The organism is Bradyrhizobium sp. Kon58 (genome assembly GCF_055807455.1).
The window spans coordinates 349,874-368,050 of record NZ_JBVVOT010000005.1 but is presented as its reverse complement, the minus strand read 5'-3'; the positions used below and the strand labels follow the sequence as shown (position 1 = coordinate 368,050).

Below are 18,177 nucleotides of genomic sequence, written 5' to 3'. Positions count from 1 at the left end.
TATCCTAGCCGCCGACCGGCCCCGACAACGCCTCCAGTCCCGCCTCTATTGCCGCGATGTCCTGCTCGATTTGCGCAATCGACAACCTGCAGTCAAAGCCCACCCAGGCCTTCAGGTCTCCGGCAAGTCGCCGGCGATGGATCCTCAGCTCTTCAAGCGACTGGCGGTCTTTCACTCTTGCGTAGCCATCCACAATCAACTCAATCGCACTCGACATGACGCTACTCCACAAAAACATTCTGATTTAATCGAATAAAGCTTAGTGCAAGCCGCCCGTTCGGCGCAACTTGTGCGCTGGCTTTGTACAAAATGGCCCCTCCGCCGGCTTACGCTTCAGCCAATGGGGCGGCTGGGGAACAACAAGAGCCAGAGACCCCCTCGAATGTCCAACCAGGCCGTCGTCAAAATCGGTCAAGATCATTGACGGGTTGGCATTGCACTCAGCGTCCAACGGCAAATTCTTCGAAAACGGTTGAGCACAGGGTTTTAGTTTCTTCTAGCTTTTCCCGAACGGGGGCGTCAAACTTGCGTCCATTGAGAACGTAATTTTTTCAGGGACATTGCGATGGGAAAACCTGCCGTTTCCCGTGATGCCTTCCGGGGACTATTCGCTTTCTATGCGGCGAAGGCTCATCACGACCACAAGCCCGAGGCCGAACATTCCCTTTTGCGGATGTTCGGATCTGCGGACGATATACCCGATGCTTTGCTGCAGCAGTGGTCGGACAGAGCTGAGCTGCTCGGCTCCGAAACCGTTGGCCGCGTAATGGATCCACACGTCCGTCAAATCACGAACGGCAATGCACAATACGACCATGCCAGCGACTTTCTCCACACGCTGCTGAGAGACCTCGGGCGGAAAATGCAGTGATCGAACCGCCACGCCATTGGCGCTTATCAGACGCATAGACTTCGCAGCTTGTTTCCGGCGTTTTCGAACGACTTGGACTTCATAAAAGACCTTCTGGCCTTCAGCCAAGCCCGATGAACCGGCGCGCTGCACTGCGCTAGGCTCTACCGCCGTCATCGGGTTGGATGAAGCCGACCCACGCCCATTAAACCACTGCAGTGTGTCCGCTGCCAGCTAGGTGTGATCGCAAAGGCCGTGTGAAATAGTTCACAGATTGGGAAAGAAAAGCTCGCTACCATGGAGAGAGCGGCGGAGATGCTCCGGCCTGCTGTTGCCCGGTCGTCTGCCCATCCGGCTTGATGATGAATTGTTTGTTGTCTCGGTAGCGGAAAAGGCGGCGACGATGATTAACGACGATTTGGTCCGGGCACATCGCAACAATATTCAACGCTATCACCTCTTATTGCATACCACTCTGACGGACTTCGAACGGCAGTATGTCGAAAGACGTCTGAGCGAGGAGCAATCGAAGCTGGATAGGCTAAAGACTCGTGCTCAAGCAAAGCGAGACGGCCAAGCGGCTACAGATCACGCAGGGTAGGACACCCGATGGAGCACACGGCTTGCTGTTAAGGGCTGCGGCAGAAAGGCTTGTGCGAGCAGCTGCGCAGCTTCAGCATTCCGAGCGGAGACAACTAGCCGAAGCACGGCAGCACCACCTAAACACTTGCACTCGCCCTTCGGTTGCGGTTGGATCGTCTTTTTAGGATTTGATCCAATGGCAATTCAATTGCTTGTGGCGAAGGTTCTCAGGGACGAGCTATCTTTAAGGGGCATGCAATCATTAAGCGTTGAAGATTCCGAGGCGATTGCTGCTCGCATCTTCGAGCGGATCACTGAGCTCGAGCTGGAACTTGCCGCCCGGGGGTTCAACATCCCCGCGAGCGGCGATGATAGACCAACGTGACGAGCCGAGCGTCATGTCCGTTTACGATCCGCTATTGAGGGAGCTGGTGCGCACAAGGGCGCAAACTATTCGGCTCACGTTCTCGGAAATCGAGGGAATTCTTGGGAGGCCGTTACCGCCGTCAGCTTACAAGTTCAGTGCCTGGTGGGGAAATGAGAGTTCGCGCAAAGCTGGGCACACGCAGGCGATGGCGTGGCTGCAGGCAGGCTTCACGGCCAGAGTTTCACTGAAACAGCGGGCAGTGGAATTCCATCGAGCCTAAAGGCTTGTACGTCGCGCCACCTTAGTGTTGCGAGCTTTCCGCGCGTCCCGGCAGCGTCAGTCCACGGAGAATTAATCCGAACGCGGCGGCCTGTTCTACCCTCTCCTCGCGGTCCTCGGCTCTTCGGCCCTTCTCCTCCAAGGCTGCGTCGATGAAAAGGAGGTCCAGAATTGCATTCTTTGAGACAAAATAGCTACCATTGGAACGCCCCAGTGCTTGGGTTATCGCTCAAGCCGAATAGCGGCCTACTGGGCAGACGACGAAGAGGTTCACCGTACTGCCGATTTCAAGTGCCAAATCGATCAGGGCAGCACTCCGAAATCAATAAGCCAATACACCTAGGTGGCACCGGACAGATCACGCAACACTCTTCAACACCAAGGTTGTGGTTGCAATGGACGAGACCGCTGTGGCGTCGCCGCATGAGCGTGGCTCGAATTTTAGCCCGGGGAAAGGCGTACGTCCGAGCTCCTCGCCTCTGCGGGGCGACGCGTCCGCGGTGAATGGCGCTCGCCGAGGTGCTATAGTCGGCACCGTCATCAGTTCAGCTTGAAAAACGTCTGCCCTAGCCGCTCCTTGAGCGTTTCCAGTAACGACAGTCTTGTATCAGGCGCCGCAGCTTGCGCTCCCGTTGCGGGTGCGGGAATAATATTCAACGGTTTCGCTGTTCGGCGGTTAGAGGCTTTTTTCCCAGATTCGCCTTTTGCCGCATGCTTCGGCTTCAAGACCTCGCCGCCTGATTTCGGAGTGACCGGCTTCCCGGCGACGTCAAGTTCGGAGAATGCGCTCTGCAGAGGCCGAGCAGATTGCACCAACGTCGTCGATGTAGAAGGACTGATGTTCGACGGAGCCACAAGCGTCGGCAAACTGGTATCGATTATTACCCGTTCAGGTGCCCGCTCAACTGAGCTGATCCTTATGGACGGTCGCTCTACGTCACTGTTCCCTGGGCCCAGCGCCTGCTGCGGCAGGCACCAGCCGATTCCGATCATCAACAGGACGAGAGCGCTGCCGACGAATCCGAAGTATTTCATCAAAGGCACAGGCCGCCTCCGTTTGGGGACGACCTTGCGGCCTCGTTTGTTAGCAAAAAGCTAAAGGTAGATTAAAACGGAAGACATGGTTACTACGCACGTTGCGATGCAAAGTGGCTATCTCGCGGGCGTCCGTGACTTCGATGCTGCGTCGTAGATCTCGATCTTCAGCATCGGATAGTTGGCCAACAATTCAAGGGCCGCTTTAGTCGCGGCGTCCTGATCAAGAAATTCAGTCTTGAAGCGACCATCGACGAGCATCGCAAAGCCGGTGGCCGGCGCGAGGTCAGCACGCCGAACTTGGTTTGGTTGCGGACGTTCCAGGTGAAGGGTTGTTTTGTTCATTCCTTACTTATCCGGCTGGAGAACGCCCTTGCTGCTGAGGCTCTCGCAAATCGCCGAATTGAATGCTTGGGGTTTCCCAACCGGCGTAAGCACAGAACAAGAGAACAGAGATTCGAAATGCAATCGACATGCCGCCCGCCTTTTCTTGTTGGTGAGGACGGTACAAGCAACGTCTTACGGCCAGCTTAGGAGAAAGGGTTTGCGCAAGGTATACGCCTGATCAAAAGTGCGAGGCTGGTTTGCCGAAGCCCCCGTCACATTTCTGTCGGTGACCGCACCGATTCAGCATTCATGAATGAATTCGCTATCGTGACCAGGTGTACTGCGGCGGTGCCCAGCTGCTCCATTTCCTTGTCAGCAGTGTAGGCTGAAGCCGCTCGTCGATAGGCGATTGCAACGGTTGCGTATGCATCCGTGATCAGTACAGCTGAATGGTCGTGCGCATCCTTGGCTTTCCGATCACGTGCTTGGACGACTTTTGTTGCCGCCTGAGCGGTTAATTCAGCAAGCATCTCGTTACTTAAGCTCGGATCATCAATACCAGGCTGACATGCAGAAGCCGCGCCGGCGATGGCCTGATAGTATTGGCGCTTTTGCCACTCATTGGCCGTCAGGTAACTCTGCAGCAGGCGGCGAGCCCTCACTTCAAGCTGCTTTCGATCGCTTCGGATCTTTTGATGATCTGAGCTAAGCCAGCGGAGCATCGTCTGCCTATTCACTTCGGCGCCTAACGCAAAGATCAAGGGGCTATAGAGTTCCATCAGCACACTTGAGCTCGTTCGCCCAGCGCCCTCGGGAAATGTTGAAGTCGATTACAGCCTGCAGGTCTAGCGAATGAGAACGAATTCTACGATGAATCAAGTGAGGGGAAAGAGGGAGTTGAGCGCAGGTCGAAAGTAATTTGCCTCCATGTTGCTTTGTCCGCCCTGCGAAGGATGCGTGCCGTCAGGGTATAAAGCTTGGTTTGCGGCAGCGGAGTCAGACCCCCAGGTCGGATCGGCAGCCCAATCGACAACAAAGTCGCACTTTCCTTCACTCGGAAAACGTCGCAGACCCCCATCGGCGGTGGCCCGATTAACATTGAAGAGACCTTCGTTACGAGGATTGTGAGTGCTGATTCCGAGCTGCACGATTTTGCGTGAGGATTTAATTGCATCCTGGAAAGTGGCCAAGTACCCTGCAAATGCAGCAAGCCACGCTGAAGCGTCAGTCGAACGAAGATCGTTTTGTCCGGCCTGAACGAACAGGATGTTCGGGACATCTTTGAATGCGGCGATCACTGACGGTTGTCGGCCGAGCATATCTGCAAGAAGAGCACCATCCGTCGCAAAGCATTGCTGACTAGTCTCATGGACAGCGTTTGGTAGGTAGAGGGTGTGGTACGATATCGTCCTAGCCCCGCCATTATCGACACTGGAGCTTGAACCTTCGACGATGAGGTGACGCATCAGAGGCATTCACGTCGTCTCCCAGTTGCAGATCATCAGCGCAGCTGTACCAAGAGCATTTCGTCCCTACCTAGCTGCTCGGCGGAAGTGCATGGCGCCCCGCGCTGGTTGCAGAATCCGATCATGCTCCCCCAAGTAATCTGATTCAGCGCCTTGTTGTCCTGGTGCGACTTCCATTTGGAACGGGATCGAGCTGGGGCGTTTGTTCCTTGCAGCATAGGAGTTCAGAATGAGATCTTCCAGATTTCTCTTGGTAGCGGCGCTCGTTTTGACCAGCACCTCGGCTTTGGCGCAAGCTGGCGGAGGTGGTTCAGGTGGAGCTTCGGGAGGAGGAACAGGCTCAGGCAGCGCAGCGGCCGGCTCGATGTCGAGCAGTGGCACAGCGAACGGTACGGGTGGTTCGCCCGGACCTAACACGAGCAACGCTCTCAACCATCAAACCACGGGAAATCGGCTGGGCGATCCGGCTAGGAATGAGAACAATGGCTCTTCAACCCCCGCCAGCGGCTACGTCAACGATCCTACGATGAACAAGGCTGTGCAGGATTTGGGTAATACGAATACTGGTATTGTAGCGCCTACGCGCTAGGCCTCCGCCACCGGCGGGCGCCCCACATGAGCGCCCTGGTTGGAATTAGAACGGCTACCGCACGCCACGACGTGAAGACTATGCGGCGCGGCCCGAACGGGTTTAGCCAGGCGGGCCCTTGGACTGATAAGCTTTTGCATAAATCCTTATCAGTCGCGAACTGACTCCATTCGTGACCAAAGCTTACCAGTTCGCAGACCGACTCCCCCTCTGCCAAACCTTATCAGTCCGCGAACTGACTCCATCGGGCCCAGGACGCGGGCGAATTCTCGAAGCATCATCAAAACAGAACAAGCTTGGAAGACTTAGGACCAACCTGTTCGCGTGCGTGCCCGAGTCACACCGGCCAAGCGGCTGCCCCACGGGGATGATCGATTCGTCAGCGAGGCCCGTCCCACACAGCACTCAGCATACTTCAAACTGTACGTATCCTTCCAACGTCGAAGGCAGTCTGATCTGATTTGGATCTGCTGCCGCCGATGCGCCCCCCGTTGGTGACTTGATCGGCGGGCTCGGCTTGAGGTCCGATTTGTGTCTTGAGCAAGTTGGGCTCGGCCGAACGGCAGAGGTCACGACAGGAACCGCGCGATGCCTTCACGGATACAAGCCAATATTTCGTCCTGCCGCTCCTCGAGACGGGACACCGGGCCGCCGACACCGAGGACCAGGTCGCGGCCGAAATCGCGCTTCGGCAGCAGGACGGCGATCACGCCAGCGTCCTGGACGATGATGTGTCTTGAGAACATGTAGCCGTCGCGCCGGATGCCGTTGACGATCTTCATCAGCGCATTCAGCTCGAAGTGCTCTTCCCGGGGGCAGACAGCGTTGATGCGGCGCAGGAGCCGCTCAATCTCGACATCGGTATGGCCGCTGAGCAGCGTGCGTCCGATGCCGCTGATCGCAAGCGGCCGGACGTCGCCGGATTTCACTTCGAACCGCAGGCGTTTGCTGGTTTGTAGCGCGTGAATGTACTGCGCATGCAGATCGGACTGCGTGCTAATGCTGACGAGCTCGTCGAGTTTCCCATGGACGAAATCGACCAGCGCAAGGATTGCGCTGTCGCCGAACAACCCGCTGTCCAGCCAGCGGCCCATCTGGGCGATGCGCATGGTCGGCATGTAGGTGCGATTGTAGCTGTCGTAAAATAGGTACCCCAGCATCGCCATGCTCTTGAGCAAGGCCGCGGCACTCGAAGTCGGATAGTCGCACTTCGTCGCCACTTCCTTCAACGAAATCGGACGCTTCACTTCCTCGAAGTACTCGAGGACTTCAAAGATCCGCTTGGCCGTTTTGATACTGGAGATCATCATTTACACATATCTGGAATGTAATTGGATAACAGGTACCTTGATGTGTCGAGCCGATTGCGGAATTCGGCCGCAGTCTAGCCTCTCCCTTTTATGACAACAAGCGTTTACACGTGTATAGAAATAGAACTATGTATATGTAACATGATGGACTCAGAAGAGCCCTGCCTCTAGTCTTGCAGCGGCCGGAGAGGCCGCGGCGTAGCAGCCGTTCAAGAATGAAAAGCGCCCGCCAAGGTGGCGCACGTTTGCAGGGAGGGCGTGACGAAGCCGGGAATGAATTTGTCCATCGCTATCGACTGATGTCGTCCGGTTCGACCTGTCTTCGCTTGGGCTCCCGCCGCTGAACCCAACCCCTTCGCGACCATGCTTCCAGAGATCAACCATCGCGCTCGGCGACGGCTCGCAAGCCATCGTGTGCAGCGGCGGCAACACCTAGACCGAACAGGGATTTGCTTCCATGGACTACCGATTGCCTGAAGGCAGCTGCGATTGTCATTTTCACATCTACGGCCCCTTCGATCGCTTTCCGCCTGGAAATGAGGGCCGCTTCACCGCCGCAAAGCCATTCACAATCGAAGACGCCTTTGCCATCTGGGACAAGCTCGGCATCACGCGCGGTGTCATCGTCCATGCGGTCGGATCGGGAGACGACAACGCCGTCACTTACGATGCGCTGCGCCGCTACCCCGACAGGCTTCGTGCCGTCGCAATCCTGCGGCCCGATGTCTCGGATCGGCGGCTCGATGAACTCACCGACATCGGCTTCAAGGCGGTGCGCGTCACCATGATCCGGCAGGACGGCAAGCCGGTCTCAACGCTCGGCACCAGCTACGACGATCTGGTCAAGCTCGCCCCCCGCATCGCGGAGCGGGGTTGGCATGCGCAGCTCTGGATCGAGAGCTCGGATCTTGCCGCCGCCGCGGCCGAGCTCGAGAAACTGCCACTGAACTACGTGGTCGACCACATGTCACGGACCATGGCCGACAAGGGGCACGATCATCCGGATTTCCGCGCCTTCACCGACCGGCTGAAGACCGGGCGCTACTGGACCAAGATCTCCGGTGCCGACCGCAACACGCGCGTCGGCCGCCCCTATGCGGACACGGCGCCCTTCATGCGCGCCATCGTCCAAACAGCGCCCGACCAGGTCGTGTGGGGCAGCGATTGGCCCCATGTCGGCCACAGCGCCGAGACGATGCCCGATCTCCAGGACCTGCTTCGTCTGCTGCACGACTGCGTTCCCGACGAAGCCACCCGCTGCAAGATCCTGATCGCCAACCCGGCGCGGCTCTACAATTTCTGACAGGACCGAGGACACCTTGGACAACAACAAGAAGATGCCGCTCGACGGCGTGATCGTCATCGACCTCGGCCAGGTCTATCAGGGCCCGTATGCCGGTTTCCTGATGGCGCAGGCCGGCGCGACCGTCATCAAGGTGGAGCCGCCGAACGGCGAGCCGGTGCGTCATCGCGCCCGCATCAGCAAGGGCAACGCCGTCCCGTTCGCAATGCTGAACGCCAACAAGCGCAACATCAGCCTGAACCTGAAGTCGCCCGACGGCGTCAGGGTCCTGAAGGAGCTCGCGTCGAAGGCCGACGTGCTGATCGAGAACTACGCCCCCGGCGTGCTCGATCGACTGGGCGTCGGCTATGCTGCACTCAGCGCCGTTAATCCGCGGCTGATCTACGGCTCGGCCACCGGTTACGGCCTGTCCGGGCCCAGCCGGGACAATCTGGCGATGGACCTCACCATCCAGGCCGTGTCAGGCATCATGAGCGTAACGGGATTTGCCGAAGGTCCTCCGGTCAAGGCTGGTCCAGCCATCACCGACTTCATCAGCGGCGTGCATCTCTACGCCGGCATCCTCACGGCCCTTTACGATCGGGAGAAAAGTGGTCGCGGCCGACTGGTCGAGATCGCGATGGTCGAGACCGTCTATCCGGCGATGGCCTCGAACCTGGCCGATGTCTTCAACCGTAAGGCGGCGGCCCCCCGCACCGGCAATCGTCACGGCGGGCTCGCCGAAGCGCCCTACAATGTCTATCCGGCATCCGACGGCTATGTCGCCATCATCAGCGTCAACGAATCCCACTGGACCGGACTAACGCGCGCGATGGGACGGCCGGAGCTGGCCGACGATATCAGGTTCAAGACCGTGCTAGACCGCTTGAAGCACATCGATCTGACGGACCAGATCGTGTCCGACTGGTGCTCGCAGCTCGCGCGCGACGAGATCACCGAGCTTTGCCGCGTCAACAGGGTGCCCTGCGCCGCTGTTCGCGACCTGCGCGAAGTAACCGAGGACAAACACCTCCACGCCCGCGGCATGTTGCGCGAGATCTCGCATCCGGAATACGGCGACATCCTCGTTCATCGCAGCCCGCTGGTGCTGCACGATACGGCGACGCCCGAGTACGTTCCGTCCGCGCGTCTCGGTCAGCACAATGGCGAGGTCTTGTCGGAATATCTCGGCCTGTCCAGCAGCGAGATTGATGAGCTACGCCGCTCCGGCGCCATTGCACAACAATGACGAACGTCGAGGGGCGAATGCCCCGGTCCGCCAATTCAGGGGAAGATCACAATGGTCAAGCTGTTTGAAAGCATTGCATTCCGCGGCGTCGAGCTGAGCAACCGCATCGTCGTTTCGCCGATGGGGATGTATTCGGCCGTGAACGGCTACGTCACGCCGTTCCACTTGGTTCACTATGGCAAATTTGCCCAGGGCGGGGCCGGGCTCGTCTTCGTCGAGCAGACGTCGGTCTCCCGGAAGGGGCGCATTACCAATGGCGATCCCGGGCTATGGGAGGACGGCCAGATCGACGGCATGCGTCAGATCGTTCATGTCATCAAGTCGCACGGCTCAAAGGCAGCGATCCAGATCAATCACGGCGGACGCAAATCGAGCCAGCAGCGAGCGTTCCGGGGCAATAGCCATTTGACGGACCGCGATATCGAAATGGGAGAGGAAACCTGGGTGCCCACGGGGCCGTCGGATGTGGCATTCTCTGATGGCTTCCAGACTCCCATCCCTCTCAGCAAGGACGGACTCGTCGGCGTACGCGATGCCTTCGTCGCCACGGCGCGTCGGGCTGTGCTTGCGGGCTTCGACATCATCGAGCTTCACATGGCTCACGGCTATCTCCTGCAATCGTTCCTGTCGCCGCTCGCCAATTTCCGCACCGACGAATACGGCGGCAACCTCGAAAACCGGATGCGGTTTCCGCTCGAAGTGACGCGTGCCGTGAGGGCTGCACTTCCCTCGTCTACGCCCCTCTTCGTGCGCATCTCCGCGACCGACTGGATCGACGGCGGCTGGGAAATCGAAGACAGCATCATTTTCTCCCACAAATTGAAGGAGCTCGGTGTTGATCTGGTCGATTGTTCGACCGGCGGCAATCTTCGCGCGGGATCGACTAACGCCAATCTCGGTCGCGGTCCAGGCTATCAGGTGCCGTTTGCCGAACGCATTCGCTGCGAGGCCGACATTGCAACCGGCGCGGTTGGCATGATCCGGACCCCGGACTTTGCAGAGAAGGTTCTGCAGGACGGCAGGGCCGACCTCATCTTCATGGCCCGCCAGATGCTCTACGATCCGTTCTGGGCGCTTCACGCCGCGGAGCATTTCGGGCTGACCGGTCATTTCGAGCAATGGCCTGAGCAATATAGCTGGTGGCTTGCCAAATGGGGCGGAGCCCTTCGTGCCGCCGGAGAAAGTCTGGACGGGGTCGAGCGATACCGCGAGGCGGCCGAATAGATCGGCCGCCAACGCGGCTGGTGTCGCAAGATCAATCCTGATCTCGAAAGTCAAAAAAAATTCAAAGGGGAGTGAAAAATGAGAAATGTACTGGCTGCGTCGATGGTTTTCCTCAGTCTTGCTTCGGCTCACGCGCAGACGCCTGCGTCGAAGTCGGTCAAGCTCGGCGTGCTCAACGATCAGTCGGGCCAATATGCGGATGCCGCGGGGCCTGCAGCCGTTGAAGTCGCCAAGATGGCGATCGCCGATTTCGGCGGAAAATTGCTGGGACGGCCGATCGAGCTCGTGTTCGCTGATCACCAGAACAAGACGGATATCGCCTCGGGCATCGCCAGGCGATGGATCGACACGGAGAACGTCGATGTCATTCTCGATATCGGAAACTCCGCGGTCGCGCTGGCTCTGGCTGATCTGGTCCGGGACAAGAACAAGATGATGATCGTGTCGTCGGCCGGCGCATCCGCCATCACGAACGAGAAATGCTCTCCCAACACCTTCCAGTGGACCTACAACACCTACACCCTGGCGCGCAGCACGGCGAAGGCGCTTTTGGGACAGGGTGGCAACGAATGGTACTTCCTGACGGCCGACTATGCTTTCGGACAAGCTTTCGAGAACGACGCGTCCGCCGTGCTCAAGGAGTCCGGCGGCAAGGTGGTCGGCTCGGTGCGGCACCCCTTCAACACCAGCGACTTCTCGTCGTTCCTGCTGCAGGCGCAGAACTCGAGCGCCAACGTGCTGGCTCTCGCCAATGCCGGCGGCGACACAACCAATTCGCTGATGCAGGCGCACGAGTTCGGCCTGCTCGGACAGAAGAGCAAGATGAGGGTCGCGGCTCTGCTGTTCCAGATCACGGATGCCAAGTCGGTGGGTCTTCCCAATCTGCAGGGTCTGTACACCTCGGAAGCCTTCTATTGGAATCGGAATGACGGTTCGCTCGCGTTCGGGAAGCGCTTCTTCGACAAGGTCGGCCGCATGCCGACCATGGTCCAGGCCGGGATGTACTCGGCCACCTTGCACTATCTGAAGGCCGTCGAAGCTGCTGGAACCCTCGACACCGCAGCCGTGCTCGCAAAATTCCGTTCGATGCCCGTGAGCGACTTCTTCTCGGAGAAGGGTTACGTTCGCGAGGACGGCATGCACATCCACGACTACTACCTGCTGCGGGCAAAGACGGTGGAGCAGTCCAAGGAGCCGTGGGACTTCTACGACGTCGTCGCAACGGTCCCGGCCGAAGACGCCAACATTCCCCGCGAACAGAGCAAGTGTTCGCTGATGAAGAAGTCCTGATCTCCAGGCTTCGTGAAGGATCTTTGAGCGGCAGCCCAGTGCTGCCGCTCAGGGCGCGGCTTCCACCGCTCGATCGGGATGAAGTGGCCGGCTTGGCTTCCGGTCCCGCAGAGTTTATGCTTATCTCGCAACGAACCCGAATTGAGGATCTCGACGACACGTTTCGGGAAATGGTGGTCCATGACCGATCAGGCGCGAGAAGCTGTCGAGCTGCTGCTCAAGAATCGTCAATCGGACAATCGGCAATCCTATCTCGTACGCGGCCGCCGGTACGAACAACTCTCCGCCAACGATCTTTGCAAGCTCTGGGCGGAGCAGATGAACCGCTGGGCCGACGACTCGATCGCGTTCGACCAGAGAGCCCTCAACGATCTTGGGGTCGAGATGGGATTGCGGGAGATCGCACCGCCTCTGGAGCAGATCGCGGAAGCAAGGCAGAAGATTCTCGCGAAATCGGGAAAAGCGTTGGCGACAATTCTTGCAGACCATCCCGACACAGAATAGCGGAGGTCAACGGTCGCGTGAACGACGCCGTCCAGCCAACAAGGTATCGTCAGCCCCTCTTTTCACATCCATAGAAATGCGATGCCGTCCCTGACGTGCATTGGCATATGTGGGCCAGCTCCCTAATCTGAAATCAACAAGGGAGGCCGGATGAACGAGACGCTGCTGTTCTCACCACTACGTATCCGTGATGTCGAGATCAAGAACCGGATCGTGGTCCCGCCGATGCTGCAATACGTTGCAGAGCGCGGCTTTCCGACCCCCTGGCACATCACCAATGCGGGCAAGTTCGCCGCAGGCGGCGCGGGCCTTGTCATCGTCGAGTCGACCAAGGTCGAGCGCCGCGGCTGCGGGACGGTCGGGGACCTCGGCATCTGGGACGACAAGTTCATCGCGCCGCTTCGCGACATCGCGAGCTTCATCAAGTCGAACGGCGCTGCAGCCGGCATCCAGCTTGGACACACCGGCCGGAAGGGAAAGGCCCGGCGTCCCTGGGAGGGAGATGGAACCCTCTCCGCCCAAGAGCTTGCAGCCGTCGACGACGTCGACGGCTGGGGCCTGATCGGTCCGAGCGCGCTTGCGTTCGGCAATGGCTATTTCACGCCGCGCGCACTGGAGCGTCACGAGATTCCTGATGCGATCGACGCCTGGGGCAAGGCGGCGGCGCGCGCCGACCAGGCCGGCTTCGACGTCGTCGAGCTGCATGCCGCCCATGGCTATCTGATCCATTCGTTCCTGTCGCCTGAGGCGAACCAGCGAACAGACGACTATGGCGGCAGCGAAGCCAACCGGGTGAGATTTGCCATCGAGGTCGCCGAGTCCGTGCGCGCCAACTGGCCGGCGCCAAAGCCGCTGTTCGTCCGTCTTTCGATCGAAGACGAGGCGGGCTGGGGTCCGGCTGAGAACGCCAGGCTGGTCCGCATCTTCAAGACGAAGGGCGTCGACGTCATCGACTGCAGCACCGGCGGCCTCAACAGTAAGGTCCCCAACTTCTTCCGCCTCAACGAGTACGGCTATCAGGTCCAGTTTGCGGACTATATCCGCCGCGAGGCAGACATCATGACCATGGCGGTCGGCCTCATCATTCACGGCGATCAGGCCGAAGCGATCCTTCAGGACAAGAAAGCCGACCTCGTCGCTGTCGGCCGAGAGTTCATCCACAACCCGAACTGGGCGATGGACGCGGCGCAGAAGCTCGGCGTCGATCCGACCTTCAGCGCGGTCCCGCCGCAAATGGGCTACTGGCTCGAAAAACGGGCCCGCCGCGGCTTTGGCGGAAATCCCTCCACGTGGCAAAAGGGCATCGCCTCGGATAGCTGATCTCCGCCGGGCGCTGTTGTGTAGCGACATTGCCTGTGCTGATTGTTTGCGAGGCGTGCTGCGGCTCGCCTCGTGAACATCCAGCAATTACGGGCTATGACCAGACATGTCGTACGAAGACTTGATCAAGCAGACCGAGGCGCGACGGCCGGCGGCGTGGGAGTTGCTAGGCGTCGGCGCCGTTTCCTATGATCAGACACGCGATCGTGTCGTGATCGAATGGCATGCCGAGCCTCGGCATTGCCATTCCACCGAAGGGCATCCCAGGGGCGGCATCGTACAGGGTGGAATCGTGACGGGCTGGCTCGATGCGGCCATGGCGACCGCGAGCCTGCTGCGCGGCGAATACCTGATTACAGTCGCGAGCCTCGAGATCAAGGTCGCATTCCTGCTGCCCGCACACCCGGGCCTGTATCGGGCTTACGGCAAGGTCGTCCGGCAGGGACGCAGCGTCGGCTTCCTGGAAGCCGAGCTGCGGGATTCAAACGGCGTGCTCATCGCAACGGCGAGTTCGACAGCGGCTCTACGGCCCAAGAACCCCGCCGGGACCAGCCCCGCGTAATCCTTTCGCAGCTCTCGGCTCTCAGAAGCCGTAGAGTCTGGCCGGATTGTCGATCAGGATCTTCCTGCGGACGGCCTGGTCGGGCACGCAGCGCCTGAACAGATCCATCAGCACGGACTCCTTCGGGACGGCGTCGTCGGCGTGGCCGACGTGCGGCCAGTCGCTGCCCCAGACCAGCCGGTCGGGGTTGGCCGCGACCAGCGCCTTCATGAAGTCCTCAGTGTCCTTGTACGGGCTGCCGACTCGCGTGTTGCGATCCGCACCGGACAGCTTGCACCAATAGCGGCCGCTCTTGAGGCCGCGGTCGCAAAACCACTGGTAGCCACTGTAATTGACGGTCTTGTCTGCCATGGTGCGACCCTGATGGTCGATGACGAAGTCGAGCGGGAGCTTCTCGATTTCGGGCGCCAGTTGCTGCAGATCGCCGGTCTCGATCCAGAGCTGCGCGTGCCAACCGCGCTCGGCGATGCGCGGCGCCAAGGCCTTCAGGTCGTCCAGATTCATGCCGCCGCCCGACAACACGGGCTTGCCGTCCTGATACAGGAGATTGATGCGCACGCCCTTGAAGCCGGCATCGGTCAACTCGTCCAGCCGCTTGTCTGTGACATCCTGATTGAGGATCGCGATGGCGCGCAGTTTGTCCGGAAAGCCCTTCAAGGCCTCGAGCGTCACCTCGTTGTCCGAGCCGGCATTGCCGGCATGGACGATCACGCCGCGCGAAATGCCGATCGTCTTCCAGACGTCGAACAGCATATCGACTGGGAACTCCTGCTTCGGAGCGAATTTTCCGGAATAGTCGACGGGGAAGCGATCGAACGGCCCATAGATGTGGACGTGGCAATCGCAACTTCCCTCCGGAAATTTTTCGAGCTTTTCCGTCATGGTGACCTCACTTGCCGGTGAAATTGGCGGACCGGCGCTCCGCCGTGGATTTGACCCCTTCGCGGAAATCGTCGGTCACGCGCAGGCGATTCTGCTCGGTGAGTTCGTGATCCGTCGCATGCTTGACGCGGTCCGCGAGTCCCACGCGCATGGTGGCGCGGGTCGACAGAAGGCCGAGCGGCGAGCATTCGGCAATTTCCTGCGCGAGCGACATCGCGGCCGCGCGAACTTGGTCCTGAGGGACCAAAACGCTCGCCAATCCCATCGCCAGTGCCTGCTCACCAGTGACGCGCCGGCTGGTGTAGAACATCAACTCGGCGTTCGGCTTGCCGATCGCCTCGGGCAGCGTGACGGTCAGTCCGAAGCCGGGATGGAAACCCAGGCGCGTGAAGTTCGCGGCAAAGCGGGCCTCGGGACACGTCACGCGGAAATCCGCCGACATCGCCAGACCAAAGCCGCCGCCGATTGCCGCGCCCTGCACCGCTGCGACGATCGGCTTCTTGTTACGGAAGATGCGCACGGCCTCTATATAGAGGTGACCGCCGTCTCGCTGGTCGCCACTGGCCGGCGCGTCCCGGGCCGGCGTATTGAAATCCGCGCCGGCGCAAAACGCCTTGCCCTGCGCGGCAAGGACGACGGCGCGGATCTCGCCGTTCGCATCGATCTTGTCGAGTGCGTCGGCGATGTCCCGAATGAGCTGGAGATCGAAATAATTCAGCGGTGGCCGCTGGATCTCGATCGTTGCGACGTGGCCTTGCGTGGTAACCGCGATATCAGTGCTCATGTGGAGTCAGATTCCTTTTGTCTTGATCAGCGAAGTCCAAGCCCGCGCGCGATGATGCCGCGCAGGACCTCCGTGGTGCCGCCCTGGATTGTGAGCTTCGGCGCGATCTTGAGCTCGAAATCCAGCTTGTTGCGGAAGGCGTCCTCTTCGTCGTCCTCGAGGTCGAGCAGCGAAGCGAGCTCGCGGACCCGATGCGGCAGACCCTGCTCCCAGACCGTGCCGAGATCCTTGACGATCGCGGCCTCGACGACGGGTTCGCGGCCCGCCTCGAGCATCCCCGCCACCGAAACGGACATGCGGCGCAGCGTGTGCAATTGCGCGACCAGCCGCCCGATGCCGACGGTCACCCTCACGTCCGGCTTGGCGCCCGCTGCGTTGGTAAGCGCAAGCAACGCATCGTAGGTTTCGAGAAACCGCTCAGGCCCCGAGCGCTCGTAAGCCAGCTCGCTCGTGGCCTGCTTCCAGGCGCCATCGACCTCCCCGATGACATGATCGTCCGGAATGAACGCGTCCTGGAACACGACCTCGTTGAAGTCGCGCTGGCCGCTCATCTGCCCGATCGGCCGGCAGGTGATGCCAGGCGTCTTCATGTCGACCAGGAACGACGTGAGGCCGTGCCGCCGGTTTTCCTTGGTCGAGCCGGAGGTCCGGAACAGGCCGATCATGTAGTCCGCGATGTGCGCGCTGCTGGTCCAGACTTTCGTTCCGTTGATCAGCCAGCCTCCGTCCGTTCTGGTCGCCTTCGCGCTCGCCGCGAACAGATCCGAGCCGGAATTCGGCTCGCTCATGCCGATGCAGAAGAACAGCTCGCCGCGAATGATGCGGGGAAGCACGTCCTGCTTGATCTTCTCGTCCGCGTAGCGAATGAGGGTTGGGCCGCTCTGCCGATCCGCCACAAAAAAGCGGCGCACGGGTGCATTGGCAATCCGCATCTCCTCGGTGACGACATAGCGCTCGAGGAAGCTGCGCTCCTGCCCGCCATACTTCTTCGGCCAAGTCATGCCGATCCAGCCTTTCGCGCCGACGCGACGGGAGAATTCATCGGCATTCTTCGCGCCGACTTCGGGCCTATCGGGATCGAACGTGCCCGCTGCGATCTCGCTCTCAAGGAACGCCAGGACCTCCTTGCGCAACTCCTGGCAATGATCCGGCAGGCGCATGGCGTCGAAATGAATGAGAGACATCGCGGCTCCTTTCAGCGAGAGGCAAGCAGGGGCCAGAGTTCCCTGGCACCTCTGGCGGTGATTAACTCGCCGAGCTTGAGGCTCCAGAACGTTTCGTCACCGAACTCATCGCGCCATGAAAGAAGGCGCAGCGTGAACCGATGCAAAATATGTTCATCGGTGAATCCGATCGCGCCGTGCACCTGATGGGCGATGCCGGTTCCGACCTCGGCGGCCTCGCTGCAGCGAATCTTAGCCGCTGCGATCTCAAGCAGCGCGGCGTCGTCATCAAAGCCGGTGTTGGCGATGGTATCGGCCGCCGACGCCGCCGCGGACGCAGCCGCAGCAACCTCACCGCCGAGCCGCGCAAGGCTGTGCTGGATCGCCTGGAATTTCGAGATCGGCTTCTCGAACGCGACACGCTGCTGCGAATAAAGGACCGAAAGTTCGAGGATCCTTTCCAGAGCGCCCGCAATCTGCTGCGCTCGCACAGCTGCGCCCATCAGCAGGAGGACGTCCTTCTCGCGCGCTCCCGATTCCTTCAGGCGCGCACGATGAACCGGCAGAACGTTCGCGAAACCCACGGTGTCGCGCGCGTCGCTCGCGAGGCTTTTGCCGGGCTTCAGCTTGCAATCGGCCGTTCGGACCAGAGCGATCGACGGCCCCTCGTCGCCATTGGCCAGCACGACGAGATGCTCGACATCGCTCGCGAAGGGCACCATGCGGGCTTGGCCGTTGACGCGTCCGGTCTTGTCGAGTGTGAGGTGATCTTTCGGGCGAACCGGCGCCACCGTCATCGGCCCGCCCGGCGCGGTCAGACCCGCGCGGTCTAGCAGCCACCCGGCCAGAAGCGTTTCAGCGAGCGGCACTCCCAATGCCGCGCGGCCGGCCTCGCGAATGATGCCGAAGCCATCGCCGAGCGACGCCCCTGCCCCGCCGGCGGTCTCGGAAGCCCAGGCGAGGTCCAGTCCTATCTCCTGAAGAAACGACCAAAGCGGCGCCTTCCAGGCATCGTCGCGCTTCTGGACAATGGTCTGCGGATCGGCCAGATCCGCAAGGACACGCGCGGCTGTTTCGACGACGAGGGTTTCGGAAGCTGACATCGTCATTCT

General features: G+C 60.2%; 20 protein-coding genes. 9 read left to right on the top strand and 11 right to left on the bottom strand.

Features of this window, described 5'->3' with window-relative positions; translation table 11 throughout:
• Positions 1–4 precede the first annotated feature (4 nt).
• Both AC0L20_RS12640 and AC0L20_RS12635 read right to left on the bottom strand, forming a co-directional pair.
• Positions 5–217, bottom strand: coding sequence for a hypothetical protein (locus AC0L20_RS12640; RefSeq protein ID WP_473288792.1), 213 nt, complete (start codon positions 215–217; stop codon positions 5–7).
• A 387-nt stretch (positions 218–604) separates the two neighbouring features.
• Positions 605–1,003, bottom strand: a complete 399-nt coding sequence (locus tag AC0L20_RS12635) for a hypothetical protein (protein ID WP_354208850.1) — start codon at positions 1,001–1,003, stop codon at positions 605–607.
• A 625-nt stretch (positions 1,004–1,628) separates the two neighbouring features.
• Here AC0L20_RS12635 and AC0L20_RS12630 point away from each other — a divergent pair.
• Together AC0L20_RS12630 and AC0L20_RS12625 are read left to right on the top strand one after the other, a co-directional pair.
• Positions 1,629–1,817, top strand: a complete 189-nt coding sequence (locus tag AC0L20_RS12630) for a hypothetical protein (RefSeq protein WP_247289126.1) — start codon at positions 1,629–1,631, stop codon at positions 1,815–1,817.
• Positions 1,801–2,079 carry a DUF7662 domain-containing protein gene (locus tag AC0L20_RS12625; RefSeq protein WP_456768591.1) on the top strand — a complete coding sequence of 93 codons (279 nt, stop codon included), beginning with the start codon at positions 1,801–1,803 and terminating at the stop codon, positions 2,077–2,079. Before AC0L20_RS12630 ends, AC0L20_RS12625 begins: the two co-directional genes overlap by 17 nt.
• Before the next feature lie 539 nt (positions 2,080–2,618).
• Here the strand turns inward: AC0L20_RS12625 and AC0L20_RS12620 are convergent.
• The 5 genes from AC0L20_RS12620 to AC0L20_RS12600 all read right to left on the bottom strand — a co-directional run bounded on the left by AC0L20_RS12620 (position 2,619) and on the right by AC0L20_RS12600 (position 6,802).
• The gene (locus AC0L20_RS12620; RefSeq protein ID WP_354208851.1) at positions 2,619–3,122 is read right to left on the bottom strand and encodes a hypothetical protein; all 504 of its coding nucleotides are present in this window, start codon (positions 3,120–3,122) and stop codon (positions 2,619–2,621) included.
• A 108-nt stretch (positions 3,123–3,230) separates the two neighbouring features.
• Positions 3,231–3,458 (bottom strand): hypothetical protein, encoded by a 228-nt coding sequence (locus AC0L20_RS12615; protein WP_473288791.1) that lies wholly within the window; start codon positions 3,456–3,458, stop codon positions 3,231–3,233.
• A 254-nt stretch (positions 3,459–3,712) separates the two neighbouring features.
• The gene (locus AC0L20_RS12610) at positions 3,713–4,225 is read right to left on the bottom strand and encodes a hypothetical protein (RefSeq protein ID WP_354208852.1); all 513 of its coding nucleotides are present in this window, start codon (positions 4,223–4,225) and stop codon (positions 3,713–3,715) included.
• A gap of 90 nt (positions 4,226–4,315) precedes the next feature.
• A complete protein-coding gene (locus AC0L20_RS12605) occupies positions 4,316–4,915 on the bottom strand; it encodes an SGNH/GDSL hydrolase family protein (protein ID WP_473288790.1) in 600 nt (199 codons plus the stop codon).
• Between the two features lie 1,149 nt (positions 4,916–6,064).
• Complete coding sequence (locus AC0L20_RS12600) at positions 6,065–6,802, bottom strand: IclR family transcriptional regulator (protein ID WP_473288789.1); 738 nt, start codon at positions 6,800–6,802, stop codon at positions 6,065–6,067.
• Positions 6,803–7,262: 460 nt separating this feature from the next.
• On the opposite strand from AC0L20_RS12600, the gene AC0L20_RS12595 reads away from it, so the two are divergent.
• The 7 genes from AC0L20_RS12595 to AC0L20_RS12565 all read left to right on the top strand — a co-directional run bounded on the left by AC0L20_RS12595 (position 7,263) and on the right by AC0L20_RS12565 (position 14,236).
• A complete protein-coding gene (locus AC0L20_RS12595; RefSeq protein ID WP_473288788.1) occupies positions 7,263–8,108 on the top strand; it encodes an amidohydrolase family protein in 846 nt (281 codons plus the stop codon).
• Between the two features lie 16 nt (positions 8,109–8,124).
• Positions 8,125–9,336: a CaiB/BaiF CoA transferase family protein gene (locus AC0L20_RS12590; protein ID WP_473288787.1), complete on the top strand. Its 1,212-nt coding sequence runs from the start codon at positions 8,125–8,127 to the stop codon at positions 9,334–9,336.
• Positions 9,337–9,387: 51 nt separating this feature from the next.
• A complete protein-coding gene (locus AC0L20_RS12585; RefSeq protein WP_473288786.1) occupies positions 9,388–10,560 on the top strand; it encodes an NADH:flavin oxidoreductase/NADH oxidase in 1,173 nt (390 codons plus the stop codon).
• Positions 10,561–10,638: 78 nt separating this feature from the next.
• Positions 10,639–11,850, top strand: coding sequence for an ABC transporter substrate-binding protein (locus AC0L20_RS12580; RefSeq protein WP_473288785.1), 1,212 nt, complete (start codon positions 10,639–10,641; stop codon positions 11,848–11,850).
• A gap of 180 nt (positions 11,851–12,030) precedes the next feature.
• A complete protein-coding gene (locus tag AC0L20_RS12575; protein WP_106950580.1) occupies positions 12,031–12,354 on the top strand; it encodes a hypothetical protein in 324 nt (107 codons plus the stop codon).
• Positions 12,355–12,504: 150 nt separating this feature from the next.
• Positions 12,505–13,674 (top strand): NADH:flavin oxidoreductase/NADH oxidase, encoded by a 1,170-nt coding sequence (locus AC0L20_RS12570; protein WP_473288784.1) that lies wholly within the window; start codon positions 12,505–12,507, stop codon positions 13,672–13,674.
• A gap of 106 nt (positions 13,675–13,780) precedes the next feature.
• Positions 13,781–14,236, top strand: a complete 456-nt coding sequence (locus tag AC0L20_RS12565) for a PaaI family thioesterase (protein WP_473288783.1) — start codon at positions 13,781–13,783, stop codon at positions 14,234–14,236.
• Between the two features lie 21 nt (positions 14,237–14,257).
• Here AC0L20_RS12565 and AC0L20_RS12560 read toward each other — a convergent pair whose 3' ends face one another.
• Genes AC0L20_RS12560 through AC0L20_RS12545 form a run of 4 tightly spaced genes read right to left on the bottom strand, consistent with a single transcriptional unit; the run spans position 14,258 to position 18,168 of the window.
• On the bottom strand, positions 14,258–15,118 hold the full coding sequence (locus AC0L20_RS12560) for an amidohydrolase family protein (protein WP_473288782.1): 861 nt from the start codon (positions 15,116–15,118) through the stop codon (positions 14,258–14,260).
• A gap of 7 nt (positions 15,119–15,125) precedes the next feature.
• Positions 15,126–15,902, bottom strand: coding sequence for an enoyl-CoA hydratase/isomerase family protein (locus AC0L20_RS12555; protein ID WP_354208870.1), 777 nt, complete (start codon positions 15,900–15,902; stop codon positions 15,126–15,128).
• Positions 15,903–15,928: 26 nt separating this feature from the next.
• Complete coding sequence (locus AC0L20_RS12550) at positions 15,929–17,086, bottom strand: acyl-CoA dehydrogenase family protein (protein WP_473288781.1); 1,158 nt, start codon at positions 17,084–17,086, stop codon at positions 15,929–15,931.
• 11 nt (positions 17,087–17,097) lie between these two features.
• On the bottom strand, positions 17,098–18,168 hold the full coding sequence (locus AC0L20_RS12545; protein WP_473288780.1) for an acyl-CoA dehydrogenase family protein: 1,071 nt from the start codon (positions 18,166–18,168) through the stop codon (positions 17,098–17,100).
• Positions 18,169–18,177: the final 9 nt, after the last annotated feature.

Excerpts from the sequence above, each read along its gene's own strand:
- AC0L20_RS12545 (WP_473288780.1), bottom strand. The coding sequence starts at position 18,168 with ATGTCAGCTTCCGAAACCCTCGTCGTCGAAACAGCCGCGCGTGTCCTT.
- AC0L20_RS12575 (WP_106950580.1), top strand. The coding sequence starts at position 12,031 with ATGACCGATCAGGCGCGAGAAGCTGTCGAGCTGCTGCTCAAGAATCGT.
- AC0L20_RS12605 (WP_473288790.1), bottom strand. The coding sequence starts at position 4,915 with ATGCCTCTGATGCGTCACCTCATCGTCGAAGGTTCAAGCTCCAGTGTC.
- AC0L20_RS12565 (WP_473288783.1), top strand. The coding sequence starts at position 13,781 with ATGTCGTACGAAGACTTGATCAAGCAGACCGAGGCGCGACGGCCGGCG.
- AC0L20_RS12595 (WP_473288788.1), top strand. The coding sequence starts at position 7,263 with ATGGACTACCGATTGCCTGAAGGCAGCTGCGATTGTCATTTTCACATC.
- AC0L20_RS12625 (WP_456768591.1), top strand. The coding sequence starts at position 1,801 with ATGATAGACCAACGTGACGAGCCGAGCGTCATGTCCGTTTACGATCCG.
- AC0L20_RS12640 (WP_473288792.1), bottom strand. The coding sequence starts at position 217 with ATGTCGAGTGCGATTGAGTTGATTGTGGATGGCTACGCAAGAGTGAAA.
- AC0L20_RS12600 (WP_473288789.1), bottom strand. The coding sequence starts at position 6,802 with ATGATCTCCAGTATCAAAACGGCCAAGCGGATCTTTGAAGTCCTCGAG.
- AC0L20_RS12585 (WP_473288786.1), top strand. The coding sequence starts at position 9,388 with ATGGTCAAGCTGTTTGAAAGCATTGCATTCCGCGGCGTCGAGCTGAGC.
- AC0L20_RS12570 (WP_473288784.1), top strand. The coding sequence starts at position 12,505 with ATGAACGAGACGCTGCTGTTCTCACCACTACGTATCCGTGATGTCGAG.
- AC0L20_RS12560 (WP_473288782.1), bottom strand. The coding sequence starts at position 15,118 with ATGACGGAAAAGCTCGAAAAATTTCCGGAGGGAAGTTGCGATTGCCAC.
- AC0L20_RS12630 (WP_247289126.1), top strand. The coding sequence starts at position 1,629 with ATGGCAATTCAATTGCTTGTGGCGAAGGTTCTCAGGGACGAGCTATCT.
- AC0L20_RS12550 (WP_473288781.1), bottom strand. The coding sequence starts at position 17,086 with ATGTCTCTCATTCATTTCGACGCCATGCGCCTGCCGGATCATTGCCAG.
- AC0L20_RS12615 (WP_473288791.1), bottom strand. The coding sequence starts at position 3,458 with ATGAACAAAACAACCCTTCACCTGGAACGTCCGCAACCAAACCAAGTT.
- AC0L20_RS12580 (WP_473288785.1), top strand. The coding sequence starts at position 10,639 with ATGAGAAATGTACTGGCTGCGTCGATGGTTTTCCTCAGTCTTGCTTCG.
- AC0L20_RS12555 (WP_354208870.1), bottom strand. The coding sequence starts at position 15,902 with ATGAGCACTGATATCGCGGTTACCACGCAAGGCCACGTCGCAACGATC.